The sequence below is a fragment of the Streptomyces sp. NPDC021080 genome (assembly GCF_044333225.1).
Lineage (GTDB): Bacteria > Actinomycetota > Actinomycetes > Streptomycetales > Streptomycetaceae > Streptomyces.
Genome location: NZ_JBIRQM010000022.1, coordinates 97,434 through 114,076 on the forward strand (window position 1 = coordinate 97,434; position 16,643 = coordinate 114,076).

The window sequence follows — 16,643 nt, forward strand, 5'->3', positions numbered from 1 at the left end:
CGAACGGGGGACGCGCCCGGCGCGCAGGGCGCCCCCTGGCGGGCTGCCGCCGGGCACGGACGACGCCCCGGCGAAGCCTGCTCGCGAGCCGCGGACGGCGCCTCCGGCGGAGTCCCGCTCACCGGTACGCAGGCGTCCCTGGCGAAGCCTGCTCACGAGCGCGGACAGTGCCTCCGGCGGAGTCCGCTCACCGGCCATGCGCGGTGTCTCCGGCGGGCCGCTAGCGGGCCGTCGCGGTCACCCGCTCGGACTCGATCCGCCGTGCGAGCGCGTCGTCGTCCAGGTCGCCGAGATTGCGGCACAGCACCACGGACCCGCCGGAGGCGAGCGGGGCGTACAGGCCGGCGGCCACGCCCTCCCAGGTGTCGTACGAGAGCGCCGACAGGATGCGCGAGCCGGGGCCCGTCAGATCCAGCCCGGGGGCGTCGGCGCGGGCCTGCTCCACGACCTCCGCGCCCGTGTACGCGGCCCCGGCGACGATCAGCGCCCGCTCCTCCGGGTCGACCGGCGCGTACGGCGCGAAACGGTCGCCCTGGCTCGGCACCTCGACGGCGTAGTCGGCGTATCCCGCGGGCGGCGTCGGGAAGCGGCGGCCGAGCGGCGCGAGCGAGAGGGCGATGCGCTCACCGGAGCAGGCCAGCCCGGCCTCGAACCGGCCGGGTCCCGCGACGACATGGTCGGCGGCCGCCGGGTCACCGCCGAGATCCGCGACGACGCCCACCGAGGAGCAGGCGAGCAGCCACACCGCCGTCTGCCAGTGCGCGGGCAGCAGCAGCGCGACCCGCTCGCCGGGCTCGGCGGACATCTCGCCCTGGAGCAGATTGGCGGTCTTGGCCACCCAATTGGCGAAGGTGGCCACGGACAATTCGACCCGTTCGCCCGTCGCGTCGTCGTAGAAGGTCACCAAAGGACGGGCGGGGTCCTCGGAGAGCGCGGATCGCAGCAGGTCGGCAGGGGTGCGGTCGGTGGCTTTCACGCGCGCAAGCGTACGCGGGCACGCCGCGCGGCACGGACCGAGCGCGCCACCGGTTCGGCGGAGCGTGTCCGACGGACCGTCAATTCCGCGATGGACAGATATGTATGACTATGTCCAGGATCAGGAGCATGCGTGGATTCCTTGGTTCCTCGGTCGGCGTCACCTGCGCGGCCGCTCTCGCCCTTCCGCTCACCCTGCCCGTCACCCCGGCACAGGCCGGCCCGGCGACGGTGGCATCGGAGGCCGCCGCCCCCGGCAGCACCCAGTCGCTGCCCCTCGTCCCCCTGACCCGCAAGCGCTCCCTCGGTCCGACCGACCGGACGCAGGGCCTCGCCCGCCGGAACGTACGGCCGTTCTCCCTGGTCGGCGTGATCTGGGACGACCCGAACAGTGAGCTGAACGGCCGTGTCCAGGTCCGCACCCGGGCGGCCGACACCGGCGACTGGTCCGACTGGCAGGACGTCGAGACCCACAACGACGAGCACGCCGCCGACCCGGACACCGACGAGAGCGCGTCGCGCCGGGTGCACGGCTCCACCGCTCCCCTGTGGGTGGGGGACTCGGACGGTGTCGAAGTCCGCGTCGAGGCGGAACGGGTGGCGCGGGAGGCGGCCTACGGCCCGCAGGAGTACGCCCGCAACGGCCCCAGGGAGAAACGTGCCTCCGCCCCGGCGGCCGCGCCGCTGCCCGGAGGCCTGCGCCTCGAACTGGTCGATCCCGGCGGGGACCCCCCGGCCCCGGACGACGCCCGGACGGCCGGACGGGCCGGCGGCGCGCCCGCGGGCCTGCGCGCCAGGAGCGTGCACGCGGGAGCGCCCGACGGCGCGGGCGCGAAGGGCGCCGTGATCCCCGCGCTCTCGCGGGAGGAGACGGAGCGCACGTACTTCCCCGACGGCACGACCCGGCGACGCACGACGCCGTACATCGGCCCGCGCCCCGCCATCGTCACGCGCCGCGGCTGGGGAGCGGACGAGGACCTGCGCGAGCGCGGCTTCCTCTACACGAAGACGGTCAAGGCCGCCTTCGTGCACCACACGGCCTCGGGCAACAAGTACAGCTGTTCGCAGGCGCCTTCGATCATCCGCAGTATCTACCGCTATCACGTGGTGAGCAGCGGATGGCGTGACATCGGCTACAACTTCCTCGTCGACAAGTGCGGGACCATCTACGAAGGCCGGGCCGGAGGCGTCACGAAGGCGGTCATGGGCGCCCACACCCGCGGGTTCAACACGAACAGCATGGGGATCGCCGTGATCGGCAGTTTCGGCGCCACGAAACCGACCGACGCGGCGCTCAAGGCCATCGCCCGGCTCACCGCGTGGAAACTCGGTCTGTACGGCGCCAATCCGCGTGGCAAGACATACCTGAAGTCGGCCGGTGGCAATCTCTACCGAAAAGGAAAGAACGTACGACTGAACGTGATCTCCGGCCATCGGGACGGGTTCGCCACGGAGTGCCCCGGACGGCTCCTCTACGGCAAGCTCGGCACGGCCAGGACGACAGCGGCCCGCTATCAGGGCCGTTAGACCGCCGGACGGCCGCCCGGAACGGCCCGGCCGGCACCGATCGGCCGGGCCGTTCCGGCAGAGGTCACCCGAAGTCACGGCAGAGGCCCGTCGAAGGACACCGCACGGCCATCGAGGGCGCCATCGAACGGTCTGCATACACTGGCCGGCCGAAAGACAGTTCGGCCGGTCCCGGCAGGAAGCAGAGACGACAGGTGACAGAAGCGATCCTCCTGGTCGGCGGCAGAGGCACCCGGCTGCGCCCGCTGACGGTGCGCACGCCCAAGCCGATGGTCCCGGCGGCCGGGGTCCCCTTCCTCACGCACCAGCTGGCGCGGGCGCGCGCGGCGGGTGTCGAGCACATCGTGCTGGCGACCTCCTACCTCGCCGAGGTCTTCGAGCCGTACTTCGGCGACGGTTCCTCCCTGGGCCTCCACATCGAGTACGTCACCGAGGAGGAGCCGCTGGGCACCGGCGGCGCCATCCGCAACGTGGCGTCCCGGCTGCGCTCGGGCCCCGACGACCCGGTCCTGATCTTCAACGGCGACATCCTCACGGGCCTGGACATCCGGGCGCTGGTGGCGGCCCACGAGACGACGGGCGCGGACGTCTCCCTGCACCTGACCCGGGTGGAGGACCCGCGCGCCTTCGGTCTGGTCCCCACCGACGCCACCGGGCGCGTCACGGCCTTCCTGGAGAAGCCGCAGACCCCCGAGGAGATCGTCACCGACCAGATCAACGCGGGGGCGTACGTCTTCCGCCGCTCGGTCATCGACACGATCCCCGCGGGCCGCCCGGTCTCGGTCGAGCGCGAGACCTTCCCGGAGCTCCTGGCCACCGGCGCCCACCTCCAGGGCATGGTGGACTCCACCTACTGGCTCGATCTGGGCACTCCCCAGGCCTTCGTCCGCGGCTCCGCCGACCTGGTGCTCGGCCGCGCTCCGTCCCCGGCCGTCCCCGGCCGCTGCGGCGACCGTCTGGTCCTGCCCACGGCCACGGTGGCCCCCGACGCCAAGCTCACCGGCGGAACGGTGGTCGGCGAGGGCGCCCGGATCGGCGCGGGCGCCCGGATCTCCGGCAGCACCGTCCTGGCCGGCGCGGTCGTCGAGCCCGGTGCCGTCGTCACCGACTCCTTCGTCGGCGCGGGCGCCCGCATCGGCGAACGCACCGTCCTGACCGGCACGGTCATCGGCGACGGAGCGGTCGTCGGCCCCGACAACGAACTCCGCGAGGGAGTCCGCGTCTGGTGCGACGCCCGGATCCCGGCAGCGGCCCTGCGCTTCTCGTCGGACCAGTAGTTCCGGCCGCACCGAGCCGGAGGGGCGAAAGACTCAGCCGAGATTCAGCCCCTCCGGCCCGCCTTTCGAGCGCGGGGAGGATGCAGCCCCTCCGGCGTTCGAGGACCGGGGTCCGGGGCGGAGCCCCGGGTACGGGAAGGGCAGGGGCGGAGGGGGCGAAAATCCGTCTGTGCCGAGGTGGCGGCAACGGCTCGGCGCGGGGCCGGGCGGAGGCGCGGGAGGTGCGGGCCGGGTCCGCCTAGAGCCGCCCGATGTCCGCGCGAGGCATCTTCGGCGCACGCCGGGGCGGAGTACGCCCGGAGAGCAGGATCAGCCGGGCCGCCCGGTGTCGCTGCCCGGCATAGGGCTCCAGCAGCTCCAGCATGACGGAGTCGTCCGCGTCCCGGTCCCCGGCCAGCGCGTATCCCACGATCCCCGGCAGATGCAGATCCCCCACGGTCACGGAGTCCGCCGAGCCATGACTGCGCTGCACGACCTCCGCGGACGTCCACGGCCCGATGCCGGACACGAGCTCCAGCCGCCGCTGCGCCCCCACGGGATCGAACCCGACCGCCTCCTCCAGTCGCGCCGCGACCCGTACGGCCCGCAGGATCGTGGCGGCCCGCTTGTCGTCGACCCCGGCCCGGTGCCACTCCCAGGACGGGATCAGCGCCCACGTCCGCGGCGCCGGCATGACGTACATCCGCTCGGGAGCGGGTCCCGGAGCGGGCTCCCCGAACTTCCGGACGAGCAACCGCCACGCCCGGTACGCCTCGTCGGTGGTGACCTTCTGCTCCAGGACGGACGGGATCAGCGACTCCATCACGAGTCCGGTCCGCACCAGCCTCAGGCCGGGCCGCCGATGCCGGGCGAGCGCGACGAGCCGGTGCCGGGGCTCGAAGGCGCCGGGATCGTCGGCGGCGCCGAGCAGGTCGGGAAGCCGGTCGAGCAGCCATTCGGCCCCCGGCCCCCAGGCCTCGCCCCGGATCACCCCGCCGCGTGGAGCGACCCGCAGTGTTCCGGGCCCGGCGGGCGTACGACTGGTCCGCCACACCGAGCCGTCGGGTGTCGTGCGGAACGTCGGATCGCCCGGTCCGCGCCGCAGCGGCCCGAGCACGAGCCCGAGGTCGAGCGGCCCGTCGGGCGTCCAGGTGCGGACGCGTCCGGGCCCGGCACTCCGGCGGGGCACCGCGCCCGGCACGCCGCCGGGAGTCCCGCCGGGCACCGCGACATGCCCGCCGCGCACGGTCGTACGCGTCGGCCGGGGAGCGAAACGTCCTGACACGAATGAGGTCCTAGAGCTGCTCGGCTGCCCTACGAGAGTAGGCGCTCCCCCGCACCCCCACCCCGAAACCCACCGAACCACCCACCCCGACCGCCCGGGCCGAGGCCTGTACGTTGCCCGGCGGGCCACCCACCACCGCCCATGGGGACCTTCGCGACCGCCCGGCGGGCCACCCACCACCGCCCGGCACCCATCCGCCGACGGGAACAGCGCCACGCCGGCCCAACCCCAGCCCCGGCCGGACCGGTCAGCCCGCCCAGCCAGACCGATCAAGGCGCCCCCGCCAGATAAAAGCGCCCCCGCCCGATCAGCGCACCTCGACAAAAGCGGCAGCGTCCCGTTCCGGCCGCGCCCTCGGCTCCTCCGCCGCGTGCCCGACGGCCACGGCCCCCATCGGGTCCCAGTTCTCCGGGAGATCCAGCACCTCGCGCACGACGTCACGGCAGAACATCGTCGACGACACCCACGCGGAGCCCAGCCGCTCCCCGGCCAGCGCGACCAGGAAGTTCTGCACGCCCGCCCCGGTGGCGACCACGAACATCTCGCGCTCGGCGCCGTCCCGCCGTACGTCGCCGTAGGTGTGCGACCCGTCCATGACCAGGCACGGCACCACGAGGTACGGCGCCTTGCGCAGCACGTCACCCCGGCGGACCCGCTTGGCGATGGACTCCTCGCTCTTCCCGTCGCCCCGCAGATCCGCGATCCACGCGTCCCGCATGGCGTCGAGCAGCCGCGTCCGTGACGCGTCCGACTCCAGGAGCACGAACCGCCAGGGCGTGGTGTGGTGCGGCGCGGGAGCGGTCACGGCCGCCGCGACCGCACGGCGCACGGCACCGGGGTCGACGGGCTCGTCGGTGAAGGCCCGTACCGTACGCCGCTGGGTCACGGCCTCCCGTACGGCCTCCGAGGTGCCGAGGCGGAACATGTCGTCCCGCGCGTCGCGCGCCATCGCCCGTGCCCCCGTGCCGTCCACCCCGGTCACCAGGTGCGCCAGCCCGCGCACGACGGCGACGGGCAGCCCGGAGGACTTGCCCTTGACCAGGTCACCGGCGGCGGCGAGTTCGTCGGCCGTGGCGACGACGGTCGCGCTGAGCGGGTTGCCGTGCGCGTCGGTGCCGCCGCGCAGGTCGTCCAGCACCTCGATGCCCGCGGCGCCGATCGCGACATCGGTGAGCCCGGTGCGCCAGGGCCGCCCGAAGGTGTCCGTGATCACGACGCCGACGTCGACGCCGAGGGTGTCCCGCAGTCCCGCACGGATCGTCCGCGCGGAGGCGTCGGGATCCTCGGGCAGCAACAGCACGGTCCCGGCGGGGGTGTTGGAGGCGTCGACGCCGGCCGCGGCCATCACGAGACCCTGCCGGTTCTCGACGATCCGCAGCGCGCCGCGCCGTGCCACGACCCGGACGGTCTCGGCGTCGATGGCCGCCTCCCGGTCGACGGCCTCGACGATCCGGCCCTCGGCCTTCGACACGATCTTGGAGGTGACGAGCAGGACGTCCCCGTCGGCGAGCCCGGGCCCGGCCGCGGCGATCAGCTTCGCCAGGTCGTCCCCCTGCCGCACCTCGGGGAGCCCGTCGAGCGCCCAGACCCGGTAGCCCGAGCCGGAGGACCGCTCCCGGTGCTTCACACCGGCGTTCCCGCCGGTGTTCCCGTGGGAGTGCCCTCCCGCGTGCTCCGCGTGCTCCGCGTGCTCCGCGTGCTCCGCGTCGCCGGGACGCGCCGCGTTCCCGGTGCTCACGACGTCCGTACCTCCTCCGCCAGCGCGAGCGCCTCCTGTGCCATCCGCGCCGTCGCGTCGAGGTCCGACATCATCAGCGGCACGGCCCGGCAGCGGATACCGGCCGCCTCGACGCGCTCCACGGCGGAGGCGTCGACCGTGTCGACGAGCCAGCCGTCGAGCAGGCCCGAGCCGTAGTGCTCGGCGACCGCGGCGGCCGTGGACTCGACGCCCACCGCGGCCAGCACCTTGTCGGCCATGCCGCGCACGGGCGCGTCGCCGACGATGGGGGAGAGGCCGACGACCGGCACGCCCGCGTCGGCGATGGCCTCGCGGATGCCGGGCACGGCGAGGATGGTGCCGACGGAGACCACGGGATTGGACGGAGGGAAGAGGATGACGTCCGCCCCGGCGATGGCCTCCAGCACCCCGGGCGCGGGCTTGGCCTGCTCGGCACCGACCGGCACGATCGCCTCGGCCGGCACGGAGGCCCGCAGCCGCACCCAGTACTCCTGGAAATGGACCACCCTGCGCTCGCCCGCGGCCCCGGTCGCGTCGCCCTCCGGCAGCGTGACGGCGACGTGGGTCTCGACGCGGTCGTCGGACATGGGGATGAGGCGCACGCCCGGCTTCCAGCGGTCGCACAGGGCTTCCGTGACGGCGCTGAGGGGATAGCCCGCGCCCAGCATCTGCGTCCGCACGATGTGCGTCGCGAAGTCGCGGTCGCCGAGCCCGAACCACTCGGGTCCGAGTCCGTACGCCGCGAGCTCCTCCTTGAGACGGAAGGTCTCGTCGGCCCGTCCCCAGCCCTGTTCCTCGTTGATGCCGCCGCCGAGCGTGTACATCACCGTGTCGAGGTCCGGGCAGACCTTCAGCCCGAAGAGGTGGATGTCGTCCCCGGTGTTTCCGATGACCGTGATGTCCGCGTCCGGCACGGCCCGCTGGAGACCGCGCAGGAACCGTGCACCACCGATACCGCCTGCCAGAACCACAATGCGCATGGGGCCCAGTCTCGCAGGCGGGTCCGACAACGTGTCAGCCGGTTGCGGGACCCCGGTGACGGCGGGCCGTCCTCCGGCACGGACGCGTCACACCGTTTCGGCGACCGCGCAACGCGCCGCGTGCATCGGCATCTCGGTGAGACCCGGGTAATAAACGTGCAGACTGACGGCCGGTTCGAGCGAGTCGTTGACGACCTCGTGGACATAACCGGGCGCGAAGACGCGCTGCGCGCCGGAGCCGAGGGCGCGCGTGCCCCGCTCGGTGCGCTCGGTGAGTGCGCCGTCCAGGACGGTCAGCACGCCGGAGGAGCCGCCGTGGTCGTGCAGTCCGCTGCCCTGTCCGGGCACCCAGGACAGGAGCCACACCTCGTAGCCGGGCCCCGTGCGCAGCCGGTGGTACCAGCGCGAGGAGGCGTCGTAGCGGACGAGGTGCTCCCACTGGGAGCGGTCGGCGGCGATGGAGCGCGCCAGGCCGGCGAACTCGGCCACGGTGGCAGGGTGTTCGCGCGGCGGCTGGAGCAGGTGCGGGACTTCGAGGATGTCGCCGGCGATCTGGAGGTCGTTGTCGCTGTTCATGGATGCGGTGGTTCCTCGGCAGGAGAGTGCTGGGGTGTCGCTGGGCGTTTCCGCCCGGGTCGCGGGCGGGGGGTCCGCCCGGGTCGGGGCGGGGAGAGCCCTGGTGCGGGCGGTGACCCCGGTGGGGGGTGGGGATTCGCCTCAGTGGCGGCGAGGCAGCCGGAGCGCGGTACGGCTCAACAGCTGGAACAGCAACAACAGCTACAGCGCGCGTGGGCAGCACCGAGGGACCCGGCGGTGCGGGTCGAGGTGGATGCCAAGTGCGCAAGCATGCCCACAAGGACAGCGGTTCACACCTCGGCTGTCAACTACATGTCCGGAATGTGGAAGATGTTTCACCTCATCCGGTTCATCTGGCAGGCGAAAGGTTTGTTCAGGAGGCTCCCCGGACACATGGCGCACAACCGGGTGAACAAACCTCGCCGCGGACTCGTGATCTAAATGTGATCCGATTCGCTTCGGGGTCTGCGTCGGAACGAGATCGAACGCCTGGACGTCCTCCTCTGTGAGGGGGCGGGCGTCTGACCTGGGCCTCTTGGGCCGTCAGGGTTTATGCCGATTTGAACACTTTCCGCATAGCCTTGGTTCCGCAGAGTGAATAAGGGGCCCAATAGCAGATCTCGGCTTGACTGGCCCGGATCGGCACACTTGTAATTTCACTCGTGTCGTTCAGCCGGAATCGGTAACGGCAGCATCACGGGGACGCGAATGACAGACGAGGGGCGCACATGACCGAGCTGGTGCAGCAACTGCTGGTCGACGACGCGGACGAGGAACTCGGCTGGCAGGAGCGCGCGCTGTGCGCCCAGACCGACCCCGAGTCGTTCTTCCCCGAGAAGGGCGGCTCCACCCGCGAGGCCAAGAAGGTCTGCCTCGCCTGCGAGGTCCGCTCCGAGTGCCTCGAATACGCGCTCGCCAACGACGAACGGTTCGGTATCTGGGGCGGTCTGTCCGAGCGGGAACGGCGCCGCCTGAAGAAGGCCGCCGTCTGAAAACGGTCGCACGGAGAAGCGGACGGGGAACACCGGTCCGCACCCGCGGGTGCCCCCGACCAAACGGCACACACTCTTACGTAAGGAACGGCCCGTCGCATGTGGGTTATCCACAGGCGGCGGGCCGCCGTCTTTCCCAGCCGTTAGTGTGGGCCCTCGTCCGAGACGTCCCGCTGTCCCCGCCGGACACAGACGTCCACCGCAGTCCATCGAACCGGGGCCCGTACCTCGATGTCCGTGCACAGCCTTTCGGCAGCCAGTGACAACACCGCTGCCGCCCCTGAGTTCCCGCGCCATGTAGTGACCGCGGTGCTCGTCTCCCACGACGGCGCCCGCTGGCTGCCGCAGGCGCTCTCCGGGCTGCTCGGCCAGGACCGCCCCGTGCAGAACGCGGTGGCGGCCGACACCGGCAGCGCGGACGAATCCGCCGAGCTGCTCACCGAGGCGCTCGGCGCCGACCGCGTGCTGCACCTGGCGCGGCGCACCGGCTTCGGCCAGGCCGTGGAGGAGGTGTCCCGCACCGCCCCCGAGCTGACCCCGGACGACCTGCCCTACCTCAAGCGTCCGAGCGGCTGGGACCCCGTCACCCGCAGCTGGCGCGACGACGCCTACGACCTGCCCGACCTCCCGCACGGCGAGCCCGAGCAGTGGTTCTGGCTCCTGCACGACGACAGCGCCCCGGAGCCCGACGCCCTGGCCCAGCTGCTGCGCGTCGTGGAGAACGAGCAGGAGGCCGGCCAGGACGTGGCCATCGTCGGCCCCAAGCTCCGCGGCTGGTACGACCGCAGAGCGCTCCTCGAGGTCGGCGTCACCATCGCCAACTCGGGCCGCCGCTGGACCGGTCTGGACCGCCGCGAACAGGACCAGGGACAGCACGACCACGTCCACCCCGTGCTGTCCGTGTCCACCGCCGGCATGCTCATCCGCCGCGACGTCTTCGAGGAACTCGGCGGCTTCGACCGCCGGCTGCCCCTCATGCGCGACGACGTCGACCTGTGCTGGCGCGCCCAGGCCGCAGGCCACCGCGTGCTCGTCGCACCGGAAGCCGTCGTACGGCACGCCGAGGCGGCCTCCCGCGAGCGCCGCGCCGTCGACTGCGTGGGCCGCACCGCCGCGTCCCCGCACCGGGTCGACAAAGCGGGCGCCGTCTACACCCTCCTCGTCAACGCCCGCACCGCACAGCTCCCCTGGATCCTGATCCGCCTCGTCCTCGGCACCCTGCTGCGCACGGTCGCCTACCTCGTGGGCAAGGTCCCCGGACAGGCCGTCGACGAGATCCGCGGCCTCCTGAGCGTCCTGCTGCGGCCCGAGCGGATCATCGCCGGGCGGCGCAGGCGCGGTCGCCCGCAGGTCGACAAGGGCGAGCTGCGGCCCCTGTTCCCGCCTCCGGGCGCCACCGTGCGGGCCACCTTCGAGCAGGCCGCCGGCAATCTGATGAGCGGCTCCGACGCCGAGACCAGTACCGGCGCCGGACGGCACGGAGGCGCCGTCGAGTCCGGACCGGGCGGCGACGACGGCGACTTCCTGGAGATCGAGCAGTTCGCCCGGATCAAGCGCATCGCGCGCAACCCCGGCCCGATGCTGTTCCTGGTGCTCCTGTTCGTCTCGCTCCTCGCGTGCCGCCAGCTGCTCGGCGGCGGGGCCCTCGCGGGCGGCGCGCTGCTGCCCGCCCCGGCCGACGCCTCCGAGCTGTGGGCGCGCTACCTCGACGGCTGGCATCCGGTCGGCGCGGGCTCCACCCGGTCCGCCCCGCCCTACCTCGCGCTCGTCGCGCTGCTGGCCTCCACGCTCCTCGGCTCCACCGGGCTCGCGGTCACCGTGCTCCTCGTGGGATCCGTGCCGCTGGCCGGCTTCGCCGCGTACTTCGCCTCACGCCCCCTCGTCGAGTCCCGCCTGCTGCGCGCCTGGGCGTCCGTCGCCTACGCCTTCCTGCCCGCCGCCACCGGCGCGCTCGCCGGCGGCCGTATCGGCACCGCCGTCCTCGCGATCCTGCTGCCGCTCATCGCGCGCGCCGGCATCGCGGCGAGCGGCCTCGCGCACGGTTCCCGGGCACGCGGCAGCTGGCGCGCGACCTGGGCGTACGCCCTGCTGCTGACGTTCACCACGGCCTTCACCCCGATCGTGTGGCCCATCGCGCTGGTCCTCGGCGTCGCACTCCTCGTGGTGCGCCGCAGGGAGATCCCCGCCTACGGGCTGCGTTTCCTGGCCCAGCTCGGCACCCCGCTGCTGGTCCTCGCCCCCTGGTCGCTGACCCTGCTGCCGTTCGGCTTCTTCCGGCAGGCCGGCCTGGACTACGGCACCGGCACGGCCTCCGCGCTCGACCTGCTCAGCGCCAGCCCCGGCGGGCCGGGCACCGTCAGCGGACTGATGCTCTTCGGCATCGTGCTCGCCGCGCTGGCCGCCCTGCTGCGCTCCGAGCGCCAGGCGGGGATCCGGACCGCCTGGGTCATCGCCGTCGTGGCACTCGTCTTCGCGGCCCTGTCGAACCGCTCCACCTGGGCGGGACCCGCGACCCTCGTCTACGGTCTCGCCCTGCTCGCCGCCGCCGCCGTCGGCTCCGACGGCGCCCGCGCGCGGGTGGCCGAGCAGAGCTTCGGCTGGCGCCAGCCGGTGGCCGCGCTCATCGCCTTCGCCTGCGCCGCGGGCCCGCTGCTCGTCGCCGCCGGATGGATCATCCGCGGTGCCGACGGACCCGTGGAGCGCCGCGACCCGGTGCAGGTGCCCGCGTTCGTGGCCGAGGAGAGCGGTACCCGCGACCAGGCCCGCACCCTCGTCCTCGACAGCCGCTCGGCCGGCGAGGTCGGATACGTCCTCGTCCGCGGCTCCGGCGCCCGTCTCGGCGACGCCGAACTCGCCTCGGCCGCCGGTGAGAACAAGAAGCTCGACAAGGTCGTCGCCAACCTCGTGGCCGGCTCCGGTGCCGACCAGGCCGACGAACTCGGCGGTTTCGCCGTGCGCTACATCCTGGTCCGCAAGGGCGCGCCGCGCGACATGAGCCGCGTCCTGGACGCCACCACCGGCCTGTCCCGGCTGAGCCAGCAGGACGGCAGCGCCCTGTGGCGCGTCGACCAGCAGGTCTCGCGTGCCGCGATCGTCCCCGCGTCCGGCGACCCGGAGGCCATCGCCGCCGGTCCGGTCGAGGTGCACACCACGATCCCCGCGGGGAACGACGGCCGCGTCCTGCGTCTGGCCGACAGCGCCGACGCCGGCTGGACGGCCACCCTGGGCGGCAAGCCGCTCACCCGCACCACGGTCGACGGCTGGGCCCAGGGCTTCGAGCTGCCCGCCGACGGCGGCAGGCTGGACGTCACGTTCGACGCACCGCTGGGCCACACGGCCTGGCTGTGGGCCCAGGGCGTCCTCGCCCTGGTCCTCGTGGTGCTCGCCCTCCCCGGGCGGCGCCGGGACATCGACGACGACCTCCCCGAGGAGGAGCAGCCCGTGACCGCCGAGGACATGACGGGCGACAGCCGCCGCGCCCGCCGTCTGCGCGCCCAGGCCGAGGCCGAGGCGGAGGCCGGGCGACCGGACGAGGACCCGGAGTTCGACGGCGAGTTCCCCGCGGACGCCGACGAGGACGACGACGAGGGCCAGGACGTGGAGGTCCCGGCCGCCGCCGTCCCGCATCAGCAGGCGTACGGCGAATGGGACAGCCCGAGTTACGCGAACGCCGAGTACGACACCTACGGCGGCGAGCAGTACGAAGGGCAGCAGGGACAGCAGGGGTACCAGGCCGGCACGTACGACCAGTCGTACCCGGCGGATCCCTATCAGGGCGGCCAGTACGACCCGTACGCCTACGGAGGCACGGCGGCGTACGACCAGAACTACGGCCAGGGCTACGACGCGAACGACGGGCCCTTCGATTCCCGGGGCCAGGGCTACGAATCGGGCGAGCAGGGCTACGACCCCGCGTACGACCCCACGCAGCCGCACCGCACCGGCAGCGAGCGCCCCGACGGGAGCCATCAGTGAACCGCACCACCCTGTCCCTGATCGCCGCGGTGACCGCGCTCGCCGCCGTCACCGGGTTCGCGACCCTCGAGCCGCCCGCCACCTCCGGCGACAGCGCGGCCGCCACGGCCGCACGGCTGCCCGTGGAGCGCACCAGCCTGCTCTGCCCGCAGCCGAGCACCTCCGACATCGCGGACACCGCGTACACGTCCTTCACTCCGGTCGTGGCGGGCACGAGCGGCGGCGGCAAGGCTCAACTCCAGTCCGCCACCGAGGAGTCGGCGGACCCGGCCGGCGGCAAGAAGCGCGGCGCCAAGCCCGCCAAGCCCGTCGTCCAGCCCAAGGAGCCCGGCAAGCCGACGACCGGCGACACCTCGGGCCCCGACGTGCCCGCTCTCGTCGGCCTCGCGTCGGGCAAGTTCGCGCCCGGCTGGACGGTCCAGGAGACGACGGAGGTCGCCGCGGGCGTCGGGCGCGGTCTGCTCGGCACCAACTGCACCGCGCCCGACACCGAGTTCTGGTTCCCGGGCGCCAGCACCGCCGCGCAGCGCACCGACTACGTGCACCTGACGAACCCGGACGACGCCGCGGCCGTCGTCGACATCGATCTGTACGGCAAGGACGGCACGCTCAAGTCCACGGTGGCCGACGGGATCACGGTCCAGGCGCACGCCAGCGAGCCGATCCTGCTGAACACGCTGGCCGGTGATCCGCAGGCCGATCTGACCGTGCACGTGAAGGTCCGCAGCGGCCGGGTCGGAGCCGTCGTGCAGGCACTGGACGCCAAGACCGGCGGCGACTGGCTGGCCGCCTCCGCCGACCCCGCGGGCAGCCTCGTCATGCCGGGCATCCCCAAGGACGCCACCTCCGTGCGCCTGGTCGCCTTCGCGCCCGGTGACACGGACGCAGACCTGAAGGTGCGCCTCGCCTCCCCCTCGGGGACGATCACCCCGGCGGGCAACGAGACGCTGCACGTGAAGGCCGGCATGACCTCCGCCGTCGACCTCGGGGACGTCACCCGCGGCGAGGCGGGCTCCCTGATCCTCGCGCCCACCGGCACGTCCGTGCCGATCGTCGCCGCCCTGCAGGTGGTGCGCGGCAAGGGCGCCGATCAGGAGACCGCGTTCATCCCGGCCGCCGCCCCGGTCGGCGCCCGCTCGACGGTCGCCGACAACAGCGCCAAGGGGTCCACGCTCGCCGTGACCGCCCCCGGCGAGGGCGCCAGGGTCAAGGTCACCGCGTCGGCGGGCAGCGGGGGCGGCACGCCCGTCTCGAAGACGTTCACGATCAAGGGCGGGACCACGCAGAACGTCGAGGCGCCCGTCCCGAGCGGCCTGAAGGGCACGTACGCCCTCACCGTCGAGTCGGTCTCCGGAGGCCCGGTCTACGCCTCCCGGATGCTCTCCGCGACCCAGGAGGGCGTTCCCGGCTTCACCATCCAGAACCTCCCGGACGACCGCGGGACGGTCTCGGTGCCGGACGCCGAACAGGACCTGTCGGTACTGCTCAAGCAGTGATCCGGGACCGTCGGCCCGAGTCCGGAACGACCCGAGTCCGGAACGCCCCGGCCCCGGGAGACCTGGGCCCGGATCGTTCCGGACTCGGGCCGGAGCGGCCAGGGCCGAAGCCGCCCGGGGCCGGCGCGGGCCGGCGGGCCGGACCCGGCCGGGGCGGCTCTGGCCGGGGCCGCTCTCAGTCCTCGTCGTACCGCGGGTCGACCGTCTCCGGCGTCAGGCCCAGCAGTTCCGCGACCTGTTCCACGACGACCTCGTGCACCAGGGCGGCGCGCTCGTCGCGCCCCTTGGTGCGGATCTCGATCGGACGGCGGTAGACGACCACGCGCGCGGGGTGCCCCTCGCGCGCCGCGACCGTGCCGCCCAGCGGCACCGCCTCGTCGCTCCAGCCCTCGCCCGAGCGCTCCAGACGGGGGACTTCGAGGATCATGAAGTCGATGTCCGCGAGCTGCGGCCAGCGTCGTTCCAGCCGCTCCACGGAGTCCTGCACCAGGTCCGCGAAGACTTCGGAACGGCTCGCCGCGAGCGGTACCTGGGGCGGCGCCACGGGGCCGCGCATGCCCCTGCCGTGGCGGTCACGATGACGGGGACCGGATGCTGCGGCACGGGGCGGTACGGGGTTGTCCATCACTGACGAAGCGTAGTCCCCGCCCGGCCCGGCCGCCCGGCCCCACGCGCAGGTCGTCGGCGGGTGGCAGGACCGACCGCCCCGACCGGGCCTGTCTTCCGGATGACGCCCGATGACCGTTCTCATCAAGATTCAGCTCGATTCCGCATCTCTCCAAGACCGTGTCCGGCATGGCAATTGGCATGATTCGCACCAAGTGGTGACCGGATTCAGGCCTGTTCGGTATCTCGACACCCGATGTCGCCCCAGGTCAGGCTCTGATGCCCCGAAAGCGGTGTGGGGCGTCTCACAGCACGACACGGTGGGGTGACCTGGGGCAGAGTCGTCGCGGCCCGCTCAAGAGTGCGGTACCGTCCCACCTCGTGAGCCTTGTACGTCGCTGTTCGCGCACCGCTTGCGGCCGTCCCGCCGTCGCGACGCTGACGTACGTCTACGCCGACTCGACCGCGGTGCTCGGCCCGCTCGCCACCTACGCCGAACCCCACTGCTACGACCTGTGCGCCGAGCACTCCGAGCGCCTGACCGCGCCGCGCGGCTGGGAGGTCGTCCGCCTCGCCGACTCCTCCGGTCCCGCGCGCCCCAGCGGCGACGATCTGGAGGCCCTGGCGAACGCGGTGCGCGAGGCGGCCCGTCCGCAGAAGCGCGCGGCGGACGCCGGCGGCAGTGCCCGCTCGGCGGACCCGATGGAGGTCGCGCGCCGCGGCCATCTGCGGATCCTGCGCTCGCCCGACAACTGAGCACCGCGCGCACGACCGCACCCGGTTCCACGCGCCCCGCTTTCCCTGCTCCACTCTCCCCGCCCCGTCCCGCCCCGTGCATCGCGCTCGCGCCGAACTCCTCGGCGGCGTCGGGCCGGAGACCTGCCCGACGACCCCGCGGCGGTCCCGCCGACCGTCCGGCTCGCCCGGCGGCATACCGGTGGGCCGGACGCCCTCCGGCGCCGCTCAGGGGCCGCGTTCCGCCGCTTCCCGCCCAGTGGATCGTCAACGCCCCGTGGGCGTACCGGATGACCGTCCGCACCCGGCACTTCGACGCACCCGGCACCTGCCGCCGTCCGCGGAATCGCCCTCGCCGCCGTCCAGTTCGCCGCCTCGCATCACGTATCCGCCCAACTCGGCGACGGCGCAGCCTCCTTGGTCCTCTCCTGGACGCCGTCCCGGCCAGGGACGCGCCCCGGTGGAGTTCGGCGCCGCCGGTGTCAACCCGGACGGGTAGTTT

General features: G+C 73.5%; 12 protein-coding genes. 6 read left to right on the forward strand and 6 right to left on the reverse strand.

All coding sequences use genetic code 11. The features are described 5' to 3' along the window. Positions 1-220: 220 nt before the first annotated feature. Positions 221-976 carry a TIGR03089 family protein gene (locus tag ACH4S8_RS39075; protein WP_398402978.1) on the reverse strand — a complete coding sequence of 252 codons (756 nt, stop codon included), beginning with the start codon at positions 974-976 and terminating at the stop codon, positions 221-223. Positions 977-1,104: 128 nt separating this feature from the next. Between ACH4S8_RS39075 and ACH4S8_RS39080 the strand changes: the two genes are divergently transcribed. Both ACH4S8_RS39080 and ACH4S8_RS39085 read left to right on the forward strand, forming a co-directional pair. Further along, positions 1,105-2,502: a peptidoglycan recognition protein gene (locus tag ACH4S8_RS39080; protein WP_398402980.1), complete on the forward strand. Its 1,398-nt coding sequence runs from the start codon at positions 1,105-1,107 to the stop codon at positions 2,500-2,502. 194 nt (positions 2,503-2,696) lie between these two features. Next, a complete protein-coding gene (locus tag ACH4S8_RS39085; protein WP_398402982.1) occupies positions 2,697-3,779 on the forward strand; it encodes a sugar phosphate nucleotidyltransferase in 1,083 nt (360 codons plus the stop codon). A gap of 238 nt (positions 3,780-4,017) precedes the next feature. Here the strand turns inward: ACH4S8_RS39085 and ACH4S8_RS39090 are convergent, their stop codons facing one another. The 4 genes from ACH4S8_RS39090 to ACH4S8_RS39105 all read right to left on the reverse strand — a co-directional run bounded on the left by ACH4S8_RS39090 (position 4,018) and on the right by ACH4S8_RS39105 (position 8,337). Further along, positions 4,018-5,043, reverse strand: a complete 1,026-nt coding sequence (locus ACH4S8_RS39090) for a DNA-3-methyladenine glycosylase family protein (protein WP_398402984.1) — start codon at positions 5,041-5,043, stop codon at positions 4,018-4,020. A 307-nt stretch (positions 5,044-5,350) separates the two neighbouring features. Beyond that, positions 5,351-6,670, reverse strand: coding sequence for a coenzyme F420-0:L-glutamate ligase (locus ACH4S8_RS39095; RefSeq protein ID WP_398403025.1), 1,320 nt, complete (start codon positions 6,668-6,670; stop codon positions 5,351-5,353). Positions 6,671-6,777: 107 nt separating this feature from the next. Next, positions 6,778-7,761 (reverse strand): 2-phospho-L-lactate transferase, encoded by a 984-nt coding sequence (cofD, locus tag ACH4S8_RS39100; protein WP_398402986.1) that lies wholly within the window; start codon positions 7,759-7,761, stop codon positions 6,778-6,780. A gap of 87 nt (positions 7,762-7,848) precedes the next feature. After that, positions 7,849-8,337 (reverse strand): cysteine dioxygenase, encoded by a 489-nt coding sequence (locus ACH4S8_RS39105; RefSeq protein WP_398402988.1) that lies wholly within the window; start codon positions 8,335-8,337, stop codon positions 7,849-7,851. Between the two features lie 728 nt (positions 8,338-9,065). Between ACH4S8_RS39105 and ACH4S8_RS39110 the strand changes: the two genes are divergently transcribed. The 3 genes from ACH4S8_RS39110 to ACH4S8_RS39120 all read left to right on the forward strand — a co-directional run bounded on the left by ACH4S8_RS39110 (position 9,066) and on the right by ACH4S8_RS39120 (position 14,800). Beyond that, positions 9,066-9,329: a WhiB family transcriptional regulator gene (locus ACH4S8_RS39110; protein ID WP_003975777.1), complete on the forward strand. Its 264-nt coding sequence runs from the start codon at positions 9,066-9,068 to the stop codon at positions 9,327-9,329. 231 nt (positions 9,330-9,560) lie between these two features. Beyond that, positions 9,561-13,304, forward strand: a complete 3,744-nt coding sequence (locus ACH4S8_RS39115) for a glycosyltransferase family 2 protein (protein ID WP_398402990.1) — start codon at positions 9,561-9,563, stop codon at positions 13,302-13,304. Further along, a complete protein-coding gene (locus ACH4S8_RS39120; RefSeq protein WP_398402992.1) occupies positions 13,301-14,800 on the forward strand; it encodes a DUF5719 family protein in 1,500 nt (499 codons plus the stop codon). Before ACH4S8_RS39115 ends, ACH4S8_RS39120 begins: the two co-directional genes overlap by 4 nt. A gap of 175 nt (positions 14,801-14,975) precedes the next feature. Here the strand turns inward: ACH4S8_RS39120 and ACH4S8_RS39125 are convergent, their stop codons facing one another. Next, the gene (locus ACH4S8_RS39125; RefSeq protein WP_398403027.1) at positions 14,976-15,425 is read right to left on the reverse strand and encodes a metallopeptidase family protein; all 450 of its coding nucleotides are present in this window, start codon (positions 15,423-15,425) and stop codon (positions 14,976-14,978) included. Positions 15,426-15,685: 260 nt separating this feature from the next. Between ACH4S8_RS39125 and ACH4S8_RS39130 the strand changes: the two genes are divergently transcribed. Next, positions 15,686-16,162 (forward strand): DUF3499 domain-containing protein, encoded by a 477-nt coding sequence (locus ACH4S8_RS39130; RefSeq protein ID WP_398402994.1) that lies wholly within the window; start codon positions 15,686-15,688, stop codon positions 16,160-16,162. Positions 16,163-16,643 lie beyond the last annotated feature (481 nt).

What these genes read in the sequence shown, in the direction of transcription:
- ACH4S8_RS39080 (WP_398402980.1), top strand. Translation starts at nt 1,105, where the DNA reads ATGCGTGGATTCCTTGGTTCCTCGGTCGGCGTCACCTGCGCGGCCGCT.
- cofD (WP_398402986.1), bottom strand. Translation starts at nt 7,761, where the DNA reads ATGCGCATTGTGGTTCTGGCAGGCGGTATCGGTGGTGCACGGTTCCTG.
- ACH4S8_RS39105 (WP_398402988.1), bottom strand. Translation starts at nt 8,337, where the DNA reads ATGAACAGCGACAACGACCTCCAGATCGCCGGCGACATCCTCGAAGTC.
- ACH4S8_RS39110 (WP_003975777.1), top strand. Translation starts at nt 9,066, where the DNA reads ATGACCGAGCTGGTGCAGCAACTGCTGGTCGACGACGCGGACGAGGAA.
- ACH4S8_RS39115 (WP_398402990.1), top strand. Translation starts at nt 9,561, where the DNA reads ATGTCCGTGCACAGCCTTTCGGCAGCCAGTGACAACACCGCTGCCGCC.
- ACH4S8_RS39125 (WP_398403027.1), bottom strand. Translation starts at nt 15,425, where the DNA reads ATGGACAACCCCGTACCGCCCCGTGCCGCAGCATCCGGTCCCCGTCAT.
- ACH4S8_RS39130 (WP_398402994.1), top strand. Translation starts at nt 15,686, where the DNA reads ATGCCCCGAAAGCGGTGTGGGGCGTCTCACAGCACGACACGGTGGGGT.